The sequence below is a fragment of the Roseivirga sp. genome (assembly GCF_034669765.1).
Classification (GTDB): domain Bacteria; phylum Bacteroidota; class Bacteroidia; order Cytophagales; family Cyclobacteriaceae; genus Roseivirga.
The window spans coordinates 130266-148694 of the sequence record NZ_JAXMOQ010000007.1; the positions used below are offsets into that span (position 1 = coordinate 130266).

General features: G+C 37.5%; 14 protein-coding genes and 1 pseudogene. 3 read left to right on the forward strand and 12 right to left on the reverse strand.

Annotated features, from left to right (window positions below; all coding sequences use genetic code 11):
• Positions 1-109 precede the first annotated feature (109 nt).
• Entirely contained in the window at positions 110-1153 is a 1044-nt protein-coding gene (locus VOI17_RS14665; protein ID WP_323757978.1) for a DUF6371 domain-containing protein, read from the forward strand.
• 266 nt (positions 1154-1419) lie between these two features.
• Here VOI17_RS14665 and VOI17_RS14670 read toward each other — a convergent pair whose 3' ends face one another.
• Complete coding sequence (locus VOI17_RS14670) at positions 1420-2394, reverse strand: carboxypeptidase-like regulatory domain-containing protein (RefSeq protein ID WP_323757979.1); 975 nt, start codon at positions 2392-2394, stop codon at positions 1420-1422.
• Between the two features lie 417 nt (positions 2395-2811).
• Between VOI17_RS14670 and VOI17_RS14675 the strand changes: the two genes are divergently transcribed.
• On the forward strand, positions 2812-2973 hold the full coding sequence (locus VOI17_RS14675) for a hypothetical protein (protein ID WP_323757980.1): 162 nt from the start codon (positions 2812-2814) through the stop codon (positions 2971-2973).
• 2 nt (positions 2974-2975) lie between these two features.
• Here the strand turns inward: VOI17_RS14675 and VOI17_RS14680 are convergent, their stop codons facing one another.
• From VOI17_RS14680 to VOI17_RS14730, 11 genes are all read right to left on the reverse strand, one after another.
• The gene (locus VOI17_RS14680) at positions 2976-3380 is read right to left on the reverse strand and encodes a hypothetical protein (RefSeq protein WP_323757981.1); all 405 of its coding nucleotides are present in this window, start codon (positions 3378-3380) and stop codon (positions 2976-2978) included.
• A 71-nt stretch (positions 3381-3451) separates the two neighbouring features.
• Complete coding sequence (locus VOI17_RS14685) at positions 3452-4288, reverse strand: SOS response-associated peptidase (protein ID WP_323757982.1); 837 nt, start codon at positions 4286-4288, stop codon at positions 3452-3454.
• A 453-nt stretch (positions 4289-4741) separates the two neighbouring features.
• A complete protein-coding gene (locus VOI17_RS14690) occupies positions 4742-6271 on the reverse strand; it encodes a class I SAM-dependent DNA methyltransferase (protein WP_323757983.1) in 1530 nt (509 codons plus the stop codon).
• Positions 6268-7557 (reverse strand): hypothetical protein, encoded by a 1290-nt coding sequence (locus VOI17_RS14695; protein WP_323757984.1) that lies wholly within the window; start codon positions 7555-7557, stop codon positions 6268-6270. The genes VOI17_RS14690 and VOI17_RS14695 overlap by 4 nt, the downstream gene beginning before the upstream one ends.
• A gap of 202 nt (positions 7558-7759) precedes the next feature.
• Positions 7760-8692: a GIY-YIG nuclease family protein gene (locus VOI17_RS14700; protein WP_323757985.1), complete on the reverse strand. Its 933-nt coding sequence runs from the start codon at positions 8690-8692 to the stop codon at positions 7760-7762.
• Positions 8689-10182 carry a restriction endonuclease subunit S gene (locus tag VOI17_RS14705; protein WP_323757986.1) on the reverse strand — a complete coding sequence of 498 codons (1494 nt, stop codon included), beginning with the start codon at positions 10180-10182 and terminating at the stop codon, positions 8689-8691. Before VOI17_RS14705 ends, VOI17_RS14700 begins: the two co-directional genes overlap by 4 nt.
• Positions 10183-10264: 82 nt before the next feature.
• On the reverse strand, positions 10265-10690 hold the full coding sequence (locus tag VOI17_RS14710) for a hypothetical protein (RefSeq protein ID WP_323757987.1): 426 nt from the start codon (positions 10688-10690) through the stop codon (positions 10265-10267).
• Complete coding sequence (locus VOI17_RS14715; RefSeq protein ID WP_323757988.1) at positions 10687-11358, reverse strand: DUF433 domain-containing protein; 672 nt, start codon at positions 11356-11358, stop codon at positions 10687-10689. Before VOI17_RS14715 ends, VOI17_RS14710 begins: the two co-directional genes overlap by 4 nt.
• A 79-nt stretch (positions 11359-11437) precedes the next feature.
• Positions 11438-11704: a WYL domain-containing protein gene (locus VOI17_RS14720; protein ID WP_323757989.1), complete on the reverse strand. Its 267-nt coding sequence runs from the start codon at positions 11702-11704 to the stop codon at positions 11438-11440.
• A 12-nt stretch (positions 11705-11716) separates the two neighbouring features.
• Positions 11717-15079, reverse strand: coding sequence for an AAA domain-containing protein (locus VOI17_RS14725; RefSeq protein ID WP_323757990.1), 3363 nt, complete (start codon positions 15077-15079; stop codon positions 11717-11719).
• 4 nt (positions 15080-15083) lie between these two features.
• Positions 15084-17906, reverse strand: coding sequence for a DEAD/DEAH box helicase family protein (locus VOI17_RS14730; RefSeq protein WP_323757991.1), 2823 nt, complete (start codon positions 17904-17906; stop codon positions 15084-15086).
• A 113-nt stretch (positions 17907-18019) separates the two neighbouring features.
• Between VOI17_RS14730 and VOI17_RS14735 the strand changes: the two are divergent.
• Positions 18020-18286, forward strand: a pseudogene (locus tag VOI17_RS14735) (type I restriction endonuclease subunit R, EcoR124 family); the annotation flags it as partial.
• Positions 18287-18429: the final 143 nt, after the last annotated feature.

Sequence of the window (18429 nt, forward strand, 5' to 3'; positions counted from 1 at the left end):
TTGTGCCGTTCATACCGCAATTGTGATAAAACGGCACGAAAGGCATGGACGGCATCTTTAAAATTTAGAAAAAGGCATAAAAGGCACGAATGGCACACGGCACGATAAAATGAAATTTATAAATCCATCATATCAACTTGAACCAGGAAGTAAGAAGCACATTTGCCCCAGCCCTAGCTGTGGTAAAAAGCGCTTTGTCCGATATGTAGAAAAAGCAACTGGAGACTATCTGCCTGAGCAGTACGGCCGCTGTGATCGTGAAGCTAATTGTGGTTACCATCTCAACCCATACAAAGACGGTTATGTAATTAAAGATCAAGACCTTCAGGGCGGAAAGGTTAATGTAGGTATGGGTAAATCAACCCCCGTTCTCCCGTTCGCGAAGGCGTTCGTTCCTTTTTCTGTGCTTCAGCTAACGCTATTAGCAAACGGATATAAACGCAACATATTCATCCAAAACCTTCTGAAAAACATTCCTTTCCCCTTCTCTGAGAAGGATGTGGAGAAAGTAATAGAGCTTTATTACCTCGGTACATTAAACAAAGGCTATCTGTCGGGTGCACTTACAATTCCCTACATAGATCGTTCGGGGAACGTTCGGGCTGTTCAGGTAAAAACCTTTGATGAACAGAACCACACTATTAAAACAAACTTCCTGCATTCCATTGCTGAAAAGCATTACCTAAAACAGGGACATGAAATGCCAAAATGGCTAAAGGATTACTTAAAGAACGAATCAAAGGTATCATGCCTGTTCGGTGAACATTTACTAGATAAGTATCCGGATAATCCGATAGCACTTGTAGAGGCTCCTAAAACGGCAATCTACTCAACGCTGTACTTTGGGTTACCTGATCAACCCGATAACTTTCTTTGGTTGGCAGTTTTTAACCTCAGCAGCTTAAAGCTGGAGAAGTGCAAAGTACTGAAAGGGCGTAGGATAATACTCTTTCCGGATCTATCTAAAACGGGCAATGCCTTCAAATTGTGGAGTAACAAGGCTGTAGAATTTGAAAAAGAAATGCCAGGTACCACGTTCACCGTTTCAGATTTGCTTGAACGCAATGCGAACGATCAAGAACGAGAAGCAGGTTTAGATTTAGCTGATTATTTGATAAAGCTAGACTGGAGAGCGTTCAAAATGGACAAATAACTCCTCAGCAAGTGAATTCACCTATTAAAAGTAGTTTACGCCATTCCGTTTTTAACACATAGTCAAGCCGTTTTATCACGTTTGTGCCGTTTGCGAACGGCACAATAGGCCATTACAAGGCGTTGCAAGCGCCAATGGTGGCCGTTTCAGCCGTTTGAAAACGGCAGTTACCTCACATGGCGTATTGTAATTTGATTTGTCTTTTAGGTACATAATAATCCTACTGATGACAGTTTTATAGTACTTTAATACACGTTATGGAGCATTCACTTATTTCTAATCATCAAACCGATAGTCCAAATTGGTTTTTGATCTTTCATGAATATTGTTGAGGCTCTAAACCCTAAAGGTAGGCCAGGAATTGGAACTGTAATACCCATGTTTGCACCTGATAATTTTCTCTTACGCTCCCCAGTCAATTGTTCATAAAGCCCCTCATTAAATCCTGTTTGAAATAGCCCAATAAATAATTGGACAGGCTTCTTAGCTTGGCTGTCATTATTCAAAGAGAGTCCCTCAAATTCAATTCCCGCATTGAATATTGATTGGCTAAAGTTCAATTGTTCATCATTTGTGCCTTCATTTAAACTCATATACTTGAAGCCCACATTGGCATATGTGTATAATTGGTAAGCATCATTGGCTAAGGTTCCCTTCTTAATTATATATGTTGGGGTAAGTGCAATACTCACTCCTCTTGATCCCTGAACCAAAGCATTTATATTTTTTTCAGTGTCTACTGAGATTTCAGAAGCAATATTCGATATGTTGCCTGTGAGATATAAAATGAACTTGTCTGATATAATATTGAAATCACCAATTTGAATCGGTGCAGAACCGACAAAATTTTCAATATTACCATCTCCGACAAAATTATATGAGGCTTCTGCTCCATACCAAAAACTTACGGGAGAACTACCGCTTGCAGTAACTACTACTTCTTCTCCAATGTCATCTGCATCTAATGGTGTAAGACTAACTGTCAAAAAATCCGAATTTATTTCAACATATTGAGTACTAAACCCTATGTAGGTAAATTTGAGTGTGTTAAATCCTTCAGGAATTGTAATACTGAACTTACCATCAATATCAGTAGAAGTTTCTGATTGAGTGCCTGGAACTAATACTGAGACACCAGGTAAAGGACTACCTGGCTCAATTTGAACAATGCCATTAACAATTTTTTGAGCAAATATTAGGTTTGATAAACACAGCATTAAAAGTATGATAATGTATTTCATGATAAAGATGGTTTAGTGAAATCAGTGAATACTACAAGTACATATGACAGTAATGTAATAATAATAGTGTGGTATTTGGCTATTATTATTTAATAATGTTCCGTTGTGAGAGTTTTAATCGGTTAACCATAGTTTACTTAGAAACTTTAAGCGATTTGGATTAAGCCGTTGCAGGTATTTTAGCCGTTTGGAAACTGCAGCTTTGGGGCGTTCGTTAGGCGTTCGCGAACGCCATGGTCAAGTCGTTCGGGACGTTCGCAAACGGGGTTTAATCAAAATAATTTGAGTCACAGGGATTTCTTTGTAGAATCGCTTATGTCATTAGATGTTACAGGTTCACACCAGACTACGTTTGAAATGAACGACTCAGTCTGAACGGATTGGGTTAAGTATCGCCAGAAATGGAATAACGTTTTAATGTTTATTGTTTTTGACCCAATTGACGGCCATTATCCATTCTACCTGAATGATGTGAAGGATCGGAAAGAACTGTATGAGGCCTACGAGTCCTATCTACCACAACCCAAGGAAACCATACTAGAAGAGAGGGACGTAAAGTCAAATACCAGGATAAACTAAGGCTATTCTGGCTTGTGATGACCTTTGCTCAGGTACTTGAATATTTTCTCCTTCCTATATTTATCAGCCCAAAACCGATCTACTAAGCCAGGGAAGCATTTGAATATTTTTTCAAACTGCTCTCCAGATCTACTGGTGAAAATATGAGATGTACCTTTGTCACTGGTTGCCTTTACAATTATCTCAATTTTTTCGAATTTGGGATGATAGGAGTTGGAGAGGTTAAATTCTACATGAATATCTTCTAAAAAGGCATTATGATCATCCTTATCAATCAACTGCTTAGCGCTATGATCTGTCTGAAACCACCAGCCCTGTTTCGTTTTCCAGATTTTAAGAAAATGGTGGATGGATTCTAGCCCATGTCTTCTTAACTGCACAATATATTTACCCGCTTCAACCTTCATAGAACAAAGTAACAAGAAGGTAAAATAATAATCAAATTAGTAATGAACTAAATATATTAGTTTTCACTAATTCAGAATAAACTGCCTTGTTCAAATGATTGAGCATAATGTTTCCACCCTCCTTTTAACGCCTCGTATTCCATTGGTTCTAACACTTCTGGAATGTTGGCATTCGCGGTTTTAGCCTTTAATCCTTGTCGTACAGGGACGGCCTTCATGCCATCACTTGGGAAAGGTTTAGCAAATTTCATTAGTCCTTCAAGCGTTTGGCTTTCCTCTAACCAGTTACTCCACTCTTGGGGCAATAGAATTACAGGCATTCGAGAGCCGCTATGTGCATTAGGGTTATTATGAATCACTGACATTAGCTCATTTGGCTTAGTAGTAAGTATGCTAAATGAATTGATGATTTCACCAGTATCAGTGTCGTTCCAACTGTCCCATAGGCCAGCAAATGCAAACATTGGGTGGTCTTGGAGACTAATCAAATGAGGATAGGTTTGCTTGTTATTCCTATGGTGATAGAACTCGAAAAAGCCAGTCGCTAAAACTAAACACCTTCTTGTTTTGTAAAGCCTCTTCCATGTTGGTTTTTCAGCCATTGTTTCCATCATTGCATTGGCAGTTTTGGAATAGTAATTACCAAAGTCCCAAGGGTGCAAATGCCTCCCATCCTTTTCTATATACTTGGCAAATGGTGGTATCAGACCCCAATGGAAAAACTGTATCTCTGAAGGCTTATCTTGAGTGATTACAGGCATAGAAGGGTGCCAATCCTTGTAGGCATCCATGAAGTAAAATTGATTGCCAAAATCTAGGAGCTTTTGAATTTCGTTACCGGTTAACTTCTGGTAAAACTTATTGACCTCCATTTCCTCTTTGTAGGACATCGAATAGCTATAGCACATATATCATTATTTAGCCCTTCCTGGCTTAAAAGTATACAACCAATCATAAGCATTGGCTAATAGTACTTTATTAAAAGTAGATAATAAAGGAGATAATGGAAAAAGCTTCATGGCCGTTTAAACGCGTTGACACCCCGTTGATGGTGCGTTTAAACGCATTGACTCTCCGTTTAAACGCATTGACACCCCGTTGATGGTGCGTTTAAACGCATTGACAGTGCCGTTGATGGTGCGTTTAAACGTGTGGAAAGTGCCGTTTATCTTACTATGGCAGGCTTTCATGGCGTTTGCAAACGCAATTCTTAATCTTAAAATTGCATGAGACAAGATTGAAGAGAAATATCCTATTACCTCCCTGAGGTATGAGTATTCATAAGAAAGAATTAGGAACAAGAAAGGCTATTGTCTCCAGTAGCCTTTCAAATTTAGATTTACTAAATGAAATATTAAGGTTTAATCTTCTGAGCCATTAATTGTGAGCATAATCTCCCTGAAGCTATTCAGACCAGATTCAATGTTTTCGATGATTTCATTCGCTAAAACGTCCGGATCAGGTAAGTTGTCTAAGTCAGTTAGACTTTTGTCTTTGAGCCAAAATATATCTAAACTGGTTTTATCTCTTGATACGATTTCTTCATACGTGAATTTACGCCATCTACCATCTTCATTTTCAGCATCCCATGTTTCCAATCTCTTATTCCGGTTTTCTGACTTATATAGCTCAATAAAGTCTTCCAAATGCTGAATGGTCATCGGTGACTTCTTCGGGGTATGATGCACATTGGTTCTGTAATCGTAAAACCAAACTTCCTTGGTCCAGGCTTCTTTACTCGCAGGCTTATTGGTAAAGAACAATACATTAGCTTTTACTCCCGGTGCGTAGAATATACCAGTAGGTAGGCGTAGAATTGTATGAAGCTCAGTTGTCTTCAGCAATTGCTTTCGAACCTCTTCACCAGCACCTCCTTCAAATAGGACGTTATCAGGCAAAACAACTGCAGCTTCTCCATTAATCCTTAGCATAGTTTTAATATGCTGCAAGAAGTTCAATTGTTTGTTTGAAGTTGTTTCCCAAAAGTCCTGACGGTTGTAGCTCATGTCTTGCTTTTCGGCTTCACCTTCTTCATTGGTGATGGTCATGCTACTCTTCTTCCCAAAAGGAGGATTGGCCAGCACATAGTCTACTCTAAAACCATCATCAGAAATCAATGCATCGGTAGACTTAATCGGAGTATCGCCAATGATATCTCCAATATTATGGAGATACATATTCATTAAACACATTCTACGGGTATTGTCTACAATCTCATTGCCATAGAAGGTTTTATTCTTCAAGAACTCCTTTTCTTCTCTATCCAGCGAATTGTTTGCAATCACCCAATCATAAGCTGCCAAGAAGAAACCACCTGTACCACAAGCTGGATCTGCAATAGTTTTGAGTGGCTTTGGTTGAACACAGGCAACAATGGCTTTGATCAATGCTCTTGGTGTAAAGTATTGTCCTGCTCCAGAACTGCCGCTACTATCCATAGCGTTCTTTTCTAACAGCCCTTCATAGATGGTTCCTTTAATGTCGGCACCCATCATATTCCAATTCTCTTTATCAATCAAGTCGATGACTTTTAAGAGTTTGGAAGGGTCTTGAATTTTGTTCTGACTCTTGGTGAAAATCTGACCTAACATTCCTTTTTCAGTAGATAAACTACGGAGCAATTGGCTATAAAATGATTCCAGCTCAGCACCTCTTTTGCCAGAAAGTGTTTCCCAATCACAGATTTCGCCATCAGGAATTTCATTGCCATCGACATCTTTCAGTTTGGGGAAAACAAGGCCTTTGCTGTATGGCGGCTTATTGAGCTCGTCTGCCATTTTAAGGAACAGCAAATAGGTGATTTGCTCCAAGTAATCGCCATAGCCCACCCCATCATCACGCAATACGCCAGCGAGGTTCCAAATTTTTGAAATTATTGTAGAGTCTGTCATTCCTTGAACTTGTTTTTAATTTCCTTTTCCTCTGGTATATAAGCCCAATATTCTAAGTCTATTTGAATCAACTTTTTGAGCCTTTCAAAGTAGGCCTTTTCAATATCGCTCATTCGAGCAGGGCCAATAATAATTAAACGATTGCAAGTGATATCAGCATCGAGCATTGCGTATTCAAAGATCTGACCTATTGCCTGTCTAATGTTTTTGAGAGCAGTATTGCTTGTTTTGATTTCAAATAAATCAAACTCGTCATTTTGCTTCAGTACAACATCAACAATGGCACCTCCTACACGAGTTTTTTCTACCGATATCTGTCTTTTACCGAATCCTTTTAAAATTAAGTAATCATATAGATTATCGGTGATCTCACTATGCCTTCTTATCACCTTAGATTGCTTACCAGAAGTTGTTTTGGTATACTCACTTTGACTTGAAGCTTTACCACTCTGAAAATCAAATTTGATTTTTTTCGCAAATGATGATTTGAGTAGCACCTCTAATTCCTCAGATAAATGATATGGCATAAATCGGTTAAATTCAGGGCCATCGAGGAAATCAACTGAAAACGGTTCATTGAATAACTCCGCTTCATTCCATTTAAATTTAATATTCGGAGAGTATTCACCTTTTCGGAAGACTCTGTAGTCAGCATTTACACTTTTTAATTCAGCCTTCATTGTGGCATGATTCGACTCAAGCAATTGTGCGATTTTAGCTAATTCTTCTTCATACCCCTCAATTATTTCAACATTATAGAGATTGCCAACCAAACATCTTTGCTGATCGTCTCTTATTGTATAAAGTGTTATCTGGTCAATTCGTTCAGCTTTCTGTGAGAGGCCATCTACCCCTCTTACATAACCATACTGATATCCATCTAATCTAAACCTTTCATTGAACAACCATTCCTCGTGGCCATAGCCATACTGGTTCTCGTATGCAATATTGGTATTACCTTGATTTTCTGGACGCCAAGAGTGTCCACTTGGAGTTTCCCAATTGTTTGAATTCCAAGTTAACCGCATAATTCGCTTGTCCGGAATAGCTTTTGAACCCAACCATAATTCAGTTGCTTTTTTCTTTATTTTTTCTAAATGAACTTTTACTATTCCTTGTTGTAACTTGTATTTGAATACTTGCTGGTTGCTTAGAACTAAAATTTCTGCATCGTAATAAGATATCTTATCGAACCTCTTGACATTATAAGCACTGAATTCGCTAACTAATTCTTTATTATCATAAATAGGAATGGCATTACTTTTAACCTTTGCGATAGCTTTCACGGAGTGCCCCTCAGCGATTAACACTATGTCATCCTGCTTATAAATCCCGTTCGATTCATAACCTATTACAAAACTTTTTCGAATAAGTACATTGTAGAAACTAGGCTCATTCGAATCCCAATTACACCCAAGTTTCCAAAACTGGATATCGGAAAAATAACTCTCTGCCATCCTTAATCTAAGTTTTAATTTTTATTCCAATTTAACTCTTCACCTGAAGGGTAAACTGCTTATCCAATCGGATTATTAATTGTCTGCCTTTCGACAGCTTCATGAATTCTGAATGGTTAGATAACACTCTGGCCAAATCCCTTGCAACGGCACTTCCACTAATGTTATTAGCTACTTGGCCATTGTTTAATTCTAGGTTAAACGTATAGGATTTCCGGTTTCCGACTGCGGCAAAAGGAGCTTTTCCGATATAAATATCGGTTGATCTACCTTCCTTAAGAGCATCTAATATTGTTGGAATCACTTGTTTCCAAATGTCTTCGTATTTGTGTACATCCGCTGATATAGCCCTTGGTGCTGTTGCTTTAACAATTTTCTTTTTCGGGCTAGGGTCACTATGAGGATCGCCATAAGCGATCATTCCTGTTTCTTTCCGTAACGCACTGATGATTGACTTAGATGGATTACCTTGATTCTTTCGATCGATGTTCAACAATGGCACTTGCATCTGAATAAGACGCGTTTCTAGTTCATCGAGTGCTGACAAAGAACCATTGTGCTCATGGAAAGACAAAGCTAAGTTCGCTCTCATCCATTGGCTCAACTTTTTCTCTGATGCTTCATCAAACTTGTAATGGCTTGTTCGCTTTTTCTCTATGTCAGCAAGCCCTCTTGGAATTGGTATAAGGTTGAGGCTCTTCCTAAGCATAGCGCCAAAGCTTCTTCGTAGGGTAGAGCTGCCTGTTTTGCCATCGGCAAAGTGTGTATCACGATCCCGAGAGGCTTGGCTCGATTCTGTTTTACCGATGTAGATAATTTGATCCTGTTTGGGCTTGCAGTTTTCCAAAGGAAAATCCGATCCAATGAAAAAGAGGGCATATATCCCCGGTTTATTGGAAAATGAGTTAATCTCTTCATAGGGTGTTTTTTGCCCGACTAAGTGAGTGATGATGTCTAGACTCATGATTTCTCCTTTTTGATTTTCGCTAATAAAACCGAAGCCGGCTCATAATCCTCTGCCTGCTTGCATTTGGCTATTTCTGCTGTGGAAAGCAACGTGCCTTCAAAGGCTTTTTTTAGAATGCTTTGGCGTAGTGCTTTGGCTTTTTCTAAGCTCTCGGTAATGCTTTCCTCTACCTTATAGCATACAGAAAGGCGAGATTCGATTTCTTTTAATATTTGGTGTTGTTCTTCAATTGGAGGAATAGGAATCGGAATTTCCTTTAATTCAGCCATACCGACCATATTGGGCATCGCAGAACCTAATGATTTTTGAAAAATTAATCTCTGAAATGATCCTGATCTAAATAGTTGAATGAAATAACGCTTTAACATAATAGACTCATCCATATCTATTTTTAGCAGGGCTTGATTAATTACTCCTATATCAGCATCTTCAGGTAATAGACAAATTCGACCAAGAGTTACTCCGGAGCAGCTTATTATCATGTCTCCTGCCTTTGTTTCAAAAGCTTTTAGTTCTTTGAATTTTTCGTTTGTTATGTAATATCTATGGCGATATGGTTCATCATTAATAGCGTGTCCTTGCTCATAAACTACAATGCCTTTTTCGACAAAGAATTCCTTTTTCAAAGCACTGCCAAACGGCCCTCTTTTCATAGCGTACTTATTATTAGCACAAAGCGTTTTCCATGGAAGAGTAATCCAATTCTGAGGAGGATTGTATGTCAGGTCTTTCGATTCATATTTAGGGAAATACTCTCCTTTCGGAATTAGTTTTTCTTTGATAGCCTTCAGTTTTTCTAATTTCAGCTTTTGCAAGAAATCTTGCATTGTGTAGGTGTTGCTGTTTCTCCATTCCTTCGTCAACTCCCCCTCAAAAGCTTTTTTCAACACCGCTTGACGATAGATTTTTAATTGGTCTTGTGCTTTTTTGAGGTCGGCTATGCCTTTGTCTAAATCAGAAAAGAGTTCTTCTATTTTGGCTACTATGGCGCGTTGGATGGGGAGGGGTGGTAGAGGGAAAGGAATGTCACTAATTGTTCTTGAAGAGAGATGTTTTACTGTTACAGCAGACGTTTCGCTATGTATTGCATTTAGATAAGGTTGAATACAGATAAATAAAAATGCTTTTTCATAGTAGGCTGAGTTAAAATGAATTCTGCAAACCCGTTGGTTCAATAATCCTTTATTACCTGGCCATTTAGAGACTTTGAAATCTCCATCCATGCCGATAATTATATCTCCTTTGTTTACAACAAAATCTTCATTGTATTCGCCTAGATAAAAATTCTCGGTTTCGACTGAAAAAATATCTCTAATCCTGATTAGCGGCATGCCTTCAGTTCTATTGAATAGTTTAGAAGAAAAGGCATAGCCGTTTTGAACAGAAGCGATTTTTTTTAATTCTACTCTTTCCCATTCATCAGCAATAACTAATTGTGGATGAGTGCCCTTTTCAATGATTTGATATGGTGTTAATCCTAATGCCATTATACTGCTAATACTTGATTGAGTTCATTAATTATTTCATTCATTTCCGAAGAGTTGGAAGATCTTTCCCAATCTTTTCTCATTAGATCTTTTGAAGTTTTGATGAACCCTGTGAAATTTTATACGAAAAAGGTCTCTCCTCCTTACTCGCTTTTTTAATTATCTCTTCCCAATGTTTCACTATAAGTTTTAACTGATCCCAATAAGAAAGGCCATTTTTCGATGGAGGCTTTAGGTAAAACATACCTAAACCTTGTGCTTCGCACAATTCACGTTGATGACGAATTCTATTTATGTTCAAATCTTGGGTAATAACACAAGCATTATCTTTAGCTACAAGAGGTATCCATTCCTCATCCTTAATTCCTGATCCAAATTCTAATTCAATTGATCTTACCTCAATCGGTTCTCTCAATTTGTATTTAGGGTCTTTATTGAGTGGTTTTTGGAGTATATCAAAGCCCTTGGCCAGTACAGGGGCTAAGTTTTCATCTACATAAATGATCATGCGGCTTGGCAATAGGCGATGGCATCTTTTACCGCCTTAGGTGATATGTCGTATAAAGCAGCGATAAATTCTGGCGCATCGCCTGCCTTGTACATTCCATTCAAAACTTCCGGATATATATTATGACCGTCAATTATAGGGTGGCCAAACTTCCTTTCTGGATCTACAACAATAGAACTCTTCCTGCCCATTGGCCAAAAACGACTTGCTATTTCGTTTCCATCAAAATCTAAGTTCTTAAAAAAAGTTTTTATAAAGTCAAGATTCAATTGACCTGATCCATCTAAGTCAATAGTTGTTCCTTCAAAATGGAGATAAATTCTCTTTCCGTCTGTTTTTATTCCAGATAAAAGTTCTTTCCGTGCGAAAGGGAAAGGTGTATTGTAGGTTTCAGAAAGAACAGTATGCGCCTTGAGTACCTCTTTAGGTTTAACACCTGCTTCAGATAGAAGCATCATTACATAAAATTCGACAAGGGTATGAAAGCTAACTGCCTTGGAATTACCGGCTTGCCACGAGTAATTCCGACCAAGTTCTTTACCCAGTTTGCCATCCCAATAGATTACCATCCAAGTATGTACCTTACTGTAAGGTACATGTAGGATTTTAGCTATATCAGCAGTTGTATAGCAACCCGTTCCTATGTCAAATTTGTTCTCGAATTTCATTAGTGTTTGCATAGTAAATGTATGAATTACGCACTTAAATCATATCTTATTTTGAGTCAATCTCACTGAATTTTTTTAATTAACGCACTAACTCAATAGAGATAATCCTATCAATTTTGAATGTTCTTTCCTCTTCTCTTCGGTGGCAGTAGCCTCTAATATGAGCATTATGATAGCCTTCCGCTTGGTATTCATTATGGTATTGAACCTTGCTTACCTTTCGTTTGCTTGATGCACCATCATAATTTCTGTACTCAATTTTTATTGCCATACCAGAACTGATTGCCTGAGATAATGTCTCTTTAATACCTGCTTTAGGCTTATTCCAAAAGTCTAAAAGTCCCATTTTCAAAAAAAATTAGTTTGATGAATTTTTTAATTGATCAACATAGTCGACTAACCTTCCTAAGAGGGAGGCACCCCCATATCCAGACTTTAGACTACGGCAATAATCCTTATTACCAACAATGTATAAAGCACTTCTTGCTCTCGTAATTGCAACATTTAATAGATAAGGTTGATACTCATTTATAAAGTTAGCCAGAGAAGGCCTAGACCCATTTGTCAACACTATACTTAAAACCATAATATCCTTCTCATCTCCTTGAAACCTATGAACAGTGTCAATCACCAAATCATGACTATTTCTCTCATTTTCCAATTTGTCTTCAAGTAGTCTCTTTTGATCTTTGAAAGGGGTAACGACTCCTATGCTAGCCTTCGGATTCTCTCTTATTAAAGTCTGAACTAAAACAGTGCATTTAGCCGCTTCAGCTTTATTCCTGTTTTTTGCCTCAACCTCTCCAACAACATCAATCCAGTGTATTCCAGGCTTACCATATTTAAAGTCGTTTTTATTAGTTTTAACCACCAACTCTTGTCCTGCTTTTGGTAAGTAAAAATACCTATTGCTAAACCCTATAATATCTGGATGGCATCGATAGTGTTCTTCTAGAAATACGCTATCAAAACCAGATTTTTGAGCAATCATATCACAATGCGAAAAGAGCGAATTTTCGATATAATTAAACCTTACATTTGGTAGTTCTAACTGTTGCCTTACAAAATCTTGCTCATGTTTCTTAACAGATGTAATATGTGGTAACTGCAGAGGATCTCCGAGTATAACCACTTGCTTAGCCCTATAGATCATTGGTATTGCAGAGGCTATATCACATTGTGTTGCTTCATCTATTATTAGATAATCGAACAATTGAGCTTCTTGTAAAAAAGCCTTTTTAATAGATAAATTAGTGATACTAATTGCTTTAAATACCGAGAGGAACTTACTAGCTACTAGGTTGAAATCATCAACATCGTCAAAATGAGCCTTTGGTAGTCCATTTTTTGCATAGCTCAAATATTCACTAATAAACCTAGTGTCTGCATTCCTTAATTCTTCATGAATAAAGTACTGAAGCAACTCAATTCCTTTATCCTGAATTTCATTTTTTAACTCACTTATTCTTGCGATAAACTTCTCTTTATTTTCTTCAAGTATTGCAAGTGTCTTCTTTAGTGAATTTGTTTTTTTCTGAACATCTTTTAATGCCTTTGTTTTTTTTGAGTGATCATCCTTTAATAAGTCCTCTTCTTCACGAAGGTCTCTTATCAATTCCAGATTAGCCAAAAAGGCATCCCCCTCATCTAGGTCTATTCTAGCCGCTGGGGCTTGATCATCAACTATTCTTGATATTATTTCGGGTAATTCATTATTAATTTTTGCAACACGATCTTTAACATTCTTCTTTTTAAACAAAGAGTATCTAAGTCTACTAAAAAGGCCTGTATTTGCTTTCTGAATCTCATTTTGAAGTTCATTCAATTCGTTTTTCGTTACTTGAATTTTTTCGGCATTTTCAATAAAAGCTTCAATCAATTTAGGCGACTTATTCTCTAGCCAAGTCGTATAATCCTTCTTGAGTATATTTTCCTTTGTTTTTAAGATCTCTAATTCTTTTTCAATAATGGGGATCGATTCAATCTTCTCAGTTTTGGATCTAACCTCATCGAAAATAGAATTCATATGTTGTTTAGATTCTTTTAATTCGAAGGAGAAGTCGTCTAATGAATCATTTTTAATATCAGAAATTATTCCACCAAGCGTTTCGCTTAGCTTTTCAATTTGACTAAAACTGCCTAATCGCAAAAAGTAATCTGTATCTAAAAGGTCGGATAACCTTTCTTGAACATTATCAACCGCTTTGTTATTCTTACTAGCAAAAAGCACTGTTTTGCCATTGTAAATTATGTTGGCAATAAGGTTAGATACTACTTGACTTTTACCGGTACCTGGAGGGCCAGTAATTACAGTCAAAGGTTGATTCAAACCTAGATCTATGGCTTTTCTTTGAGATTGATTTAAAGGTGTTATTGGGATTATGCGGGTGATCTGCTTCTTATTATAGTTTTTAATTTCTTGACCAAGTATGAACTGTTTAAATAACTCTCCTTCAATAGCAGTCTTGCCAACAATTAAATGTCTAAGTTCAGCTTGCATTTGTGAGGTATAAATACTTTCTGAACTAAGCCCAAGAGATAGGTTTTGCAGCCTTTCTAATGAAACATCCAAATATTCCCTGATACTAAAAATTCTTTTATCTAAATTTTCTGCTTCATTTATAAGGACTGTTAATTCTTCAATAGTATCTTCTGTTAAATCGAGTTCCTGTAAGATTTTTTTGAATAGAATAAAATCGTTTAGATTAACTCTAATCTCTCTTATATCATCTATCTCAGAGGAAACTATGATGTTATATAAAAGTGGAACCTGTTTTCCTTCCATAAGGAAATCAATGCTCAAGAATAAGTTTTTTGGAAACCTTTGAGATTGATTCTTTCTGAAAACATCATGGAAACTCTCGTTCTGTTCAAGATTTATGGTCAAGTAATCAGGCTCAACTTTAGACCAATCGATTGGGAATTGGTGAACTTCTGATATTTCAGAATCTTTCATCCTTTCAATTCCTATCATAGAATAGTAAAAGCTCAATGCCTTGACAAAATCATTCTGAAATGCTTCATCAGGAATGATCTGTCTAATTCTATCAAGTCGAACTGGGGCTAAAGAATTGCTTTCTAGTGCTTGAGAATCTTCAAGGTCTTCGTCATCGGAGTAAAGAGTTTCAAAGCCTACATTAAGTACTTTTAGAATATTATCAATTTCCGTATCACTCAATTCTAGTTTGTCAGAGTAACAGTCGTTTAAACTTCTGACAATATTCTTGAAGTCAGTAATATGAAAGAATCTCTTCGCCCTGTCCGGAATTTCTTTTGAATCAAATCTAATATCCCCATGAAAGAGAATCATGGCATTGGTATGATCCCAATTTACTGTATGATTAGGCTCAAGTATTTCAGACTCCTTCTCATTTAATAAAGGAAATAGCGAAAAGCGATAGGCCTTAACTTGCTGGAATGGGTTTCTCGATACTGCACCTCCTGAAACAAAAACAAGCTGGTTCTTGTATTTTATTTTCCATGGTCCATTTTCTGAGAATGTTAATTCACCAGAGTAATCTTTAAAATCAATTACTATGATAGCACCTCTTTTAATGAAAATTGCATCTAATGATTGTCCGTCAACACTTACATTTCCAATTAAAACATGGCTTCCATCTTTATCACTAAAAGCTTGATTAAGCTTACTATTCAAATGCCTAAAAAATCGGTTTTCATGTGTTGTATTGAATTTTTCGACTAAGTAAGAGTGAAATCCCATTTTGTTAAGCGGCAAGCACTTCGTTTAGTTCGCTAATAATTTCATTCATCTCGTTTCCGAAAAGCTTAAACATTTTACCTCTACCACCTTGACTGTCGAAAGGGGTATAATCCAAATCATCTAGATCAATATGGTAGCTACTCACCACATGGTCTTTGATCATCTTCAACCAGTCTATTTGTTCTGGTGTAAAGCGGTTACGGTTTCCAGTGTGTTGGTCAAAAATCCATTTGTTAAAATTGACTTCAATGGTATTGTCAAAGGCTTTCAAATCACTGTCAATCCCACAAGCTTTTCGGATTAAAGAAACCAATGCAGTAAGTTCATCTTTTGGCGGCTCACTTTTTACATGCTCTAAAGTTGCATAAGCATTCCACACGTAGTCAGGGGCTAATAATGGTTTCTCTAAAGTCAATTTATCAAACACCTCTTTGATCATTTTAAAAGTGATTTCTCTACGGTTGTAAGGCTGATTGTAGAAAATACTCAAGGCTTTTATTTCGTCTTTATTAGCTTCCAGGTAGGCACTAAAATCTTTTACTATTTCATTCGCTTTGTCTACTGAAGTAGTGTCCCACTCTGATTTAGTAACGGTGTCAATGTTTAAACTATCTATAATTTGATCATGCTCTCTTCTAACATTTTCTAGGTAATCATTCAACCCTCCGTTAAAGGTAGATGTAGCTTGTTGTATAAGGGCTGCCTGTGTTGCTTGCTTAGTTTTTTCAATGAGGTCAGGTGTGCGGTCTTCTATGGGTATTTTATCAATTTCTGCCTGCGCTTTGTTATCAATTTCATCCGAGTCGTAGGCGGTGAGTAATTCCTTAGTGATTTGCTTTAGGTTTTTACCATCCGAATATTCTAGCAGTTTCTCTTTTTCCTTATCAGTGATTTGTTTTTCTAACCGGATTAAGCGGTTGGCCAATGATAAGAACAAATCTTCGTCTGCTATGCCCATGGCCACTGCACCTAATAAATCTTTTAAGGCAACGGTAGGCTTTCTTTCTAAAGGTCTGCTGTCTGTCTTTTTAGATTTTATAGCGCCTACAGCATCTACAATTACAAAGTGGGTTTTACTTTTAGCAGTGCGAGAAACTAGTCGTAATGAATCGCTATTAATAGTACGAGTTCCCCTGCCTTTCATCTGCTCAAAGTAGTTGACACTTTTTACGTCACGCATAAAGAGTAACACCTCCAAAGGTTTTACATCTGTGCCAGTAGCTATCATATCTACTGTTACAGCAATACGTGGATAATAAGAGTTTCGAAACCTATTCAGCACTGATTTTGGGTCTTCTTCGATTTTATAGGTTACTTTTTTGCAGAAGTCGTTTCCCTCGTCAAACTCTTCACGGATGATTTTTATAATGTCATCAGCATGGCTATCGGTTTTGGCAAATACCAATGTTTTTGGTACTTCGTATTCACCATCTTTGTCCACTCTGTTAGGGTAGATCTCTGTTTTAAGTGCTCGTTTGTATCCCTTAATAATATTTCGGATTTGGCTCGGGTTGACCACTTTTCTATCCAAGTCGTTGCGCTTGTATTCAGTGTCTTCATCCTCTTGAGTCCACCTTTTCTTTCGGGTCAGCTTATCTCGTCTATCTATAAACCAACCTGCTTTGATTAATCCCCCTTTTTTCGAAATCTCGGTTTCTATGGTATATACATCGTAAGGTACGTTCACTCCATCGGTTACCGATTCTTCATAGGTGTATTCACTAACCACATTTTCATTGAAGAACCCAAAGGTGCGTTTGTCGGGCGTGGCAGTTAATCCGATCAGAAAAGCATCAAAGTAATCAAGTACCTGTTTCCATAAATTGTAGATGGAACGATGGCATTCATCAATTACAATAAAGTCGAATTGCTCAATTGGTACTTTTGGTGTGTATTCGACAGGAATCGCCTGTTTTTTGGTCAGTTGTTGTTTGATCCAGGAGTTTTCTTCTGGATTATCGAGCTCCGCACTTTCATCTAATTCTTCTCCTTTTAAAATAGAGTAAAGGCGTTGAATTGTGGAAATACATACTTGGCTGTCGGAAGCGATGTAGCTAGAAGTTAAACGCTGTACATTGTAAAGCTCCGTAAATTTTCTGTTGTCATCGTTGGGCTGAAAGGTCATAAACTCTTGTTCTGCCTGCTCTCCCAAGTTTTTGGTATCCACCAGAAATAAGATGCGCTTGGCATCTACATGCTTTAAAAGTCGGTATACGAATGTTGCTGCTGTAAATGTTTTTCCCGCCCCAGTAGCCATTTGAATTAAGGCTTTTGGGCGATTCTTTTTAAAGGAATATTCTAGATTATTGACTGCTTTAATCTGTGCCGGTCTGAGTCCAGTTGTATCCAAAGCAGGCGTAGCCAAAAATCTTTCTCTTAGGCTTTTCCCTTGCTTGATCCATTCGGCAAAAGTTTCAGGTTTATGAAACCAAAACACGTTTCGTCCTCTAGGTTTTGGATCTCTGTAGTCTGTAAATCTTGTTATCGTTCCGGTACTTTCATAAACGAATGGCTTCTCACTTTCTAATGTGAATTTGCCAATCTTGATGGCGTCCTTAGCATATCTGGCCGACTGTTCTTCTACTTGTAATAGTTTATAGCCCAAGTCTTCAGCCTTTGCCTCAATTACCCCAACCGCTTTAGCATTCACAAAAAGTATATAATCCGCAGAACCTGACTCGGTGTTGGTTTCTCGTAGTGCTACACCAATTCCCGCAGATAAATTGACGGTGTCTTTCGACTGAACCAACCATCCTGCCTCTTTGAGCATTTGGTCAATTTTGTCTCTCGCAATTTGTTCTGGGTTTTGGTTAAGTGTTTCAGACATGCTAAGCCTATTTTTGAAGGTACAATCTAATCTTTTTGCTAGAAGCTACCGCACCATTTGTCACTATCAAAGGATAATATTCAGTTAAAATAAACTGAAACGATGATTTTAGTATGGATAGAGCTTATCAAATGAGGGGTTTTAATTTAAAAATGGTCCATTTTAAAGCTGTGGCCATGCCTGAACAACAGTTCGAAGATTACAAAAGCAAGTACTTTGACCTTCACGAAAAAGTAAAGCAAGGAAACGACAAAGAGAAAGTCTCTATTCTGGAATACGTAGACTTTGAACTGGAATTGATACACCGTGATGAAATCAATGTCACTTACATTCTTAAACTATTGGCCAATCTGAAAACGGCCAATAAGTCAAAAAACAAGTCGGCTCTGTACCATTTTCCATTTTTTACTACTTTCTCTTCTCTCTTTGCACCCTTATTACCTTGCTCAATATCGCCATATTTTGAAGCATTGTTAGTGGCTTTTTCTCTTGATCCCCATCCTTCTGAGATGAGTCTGGTGTA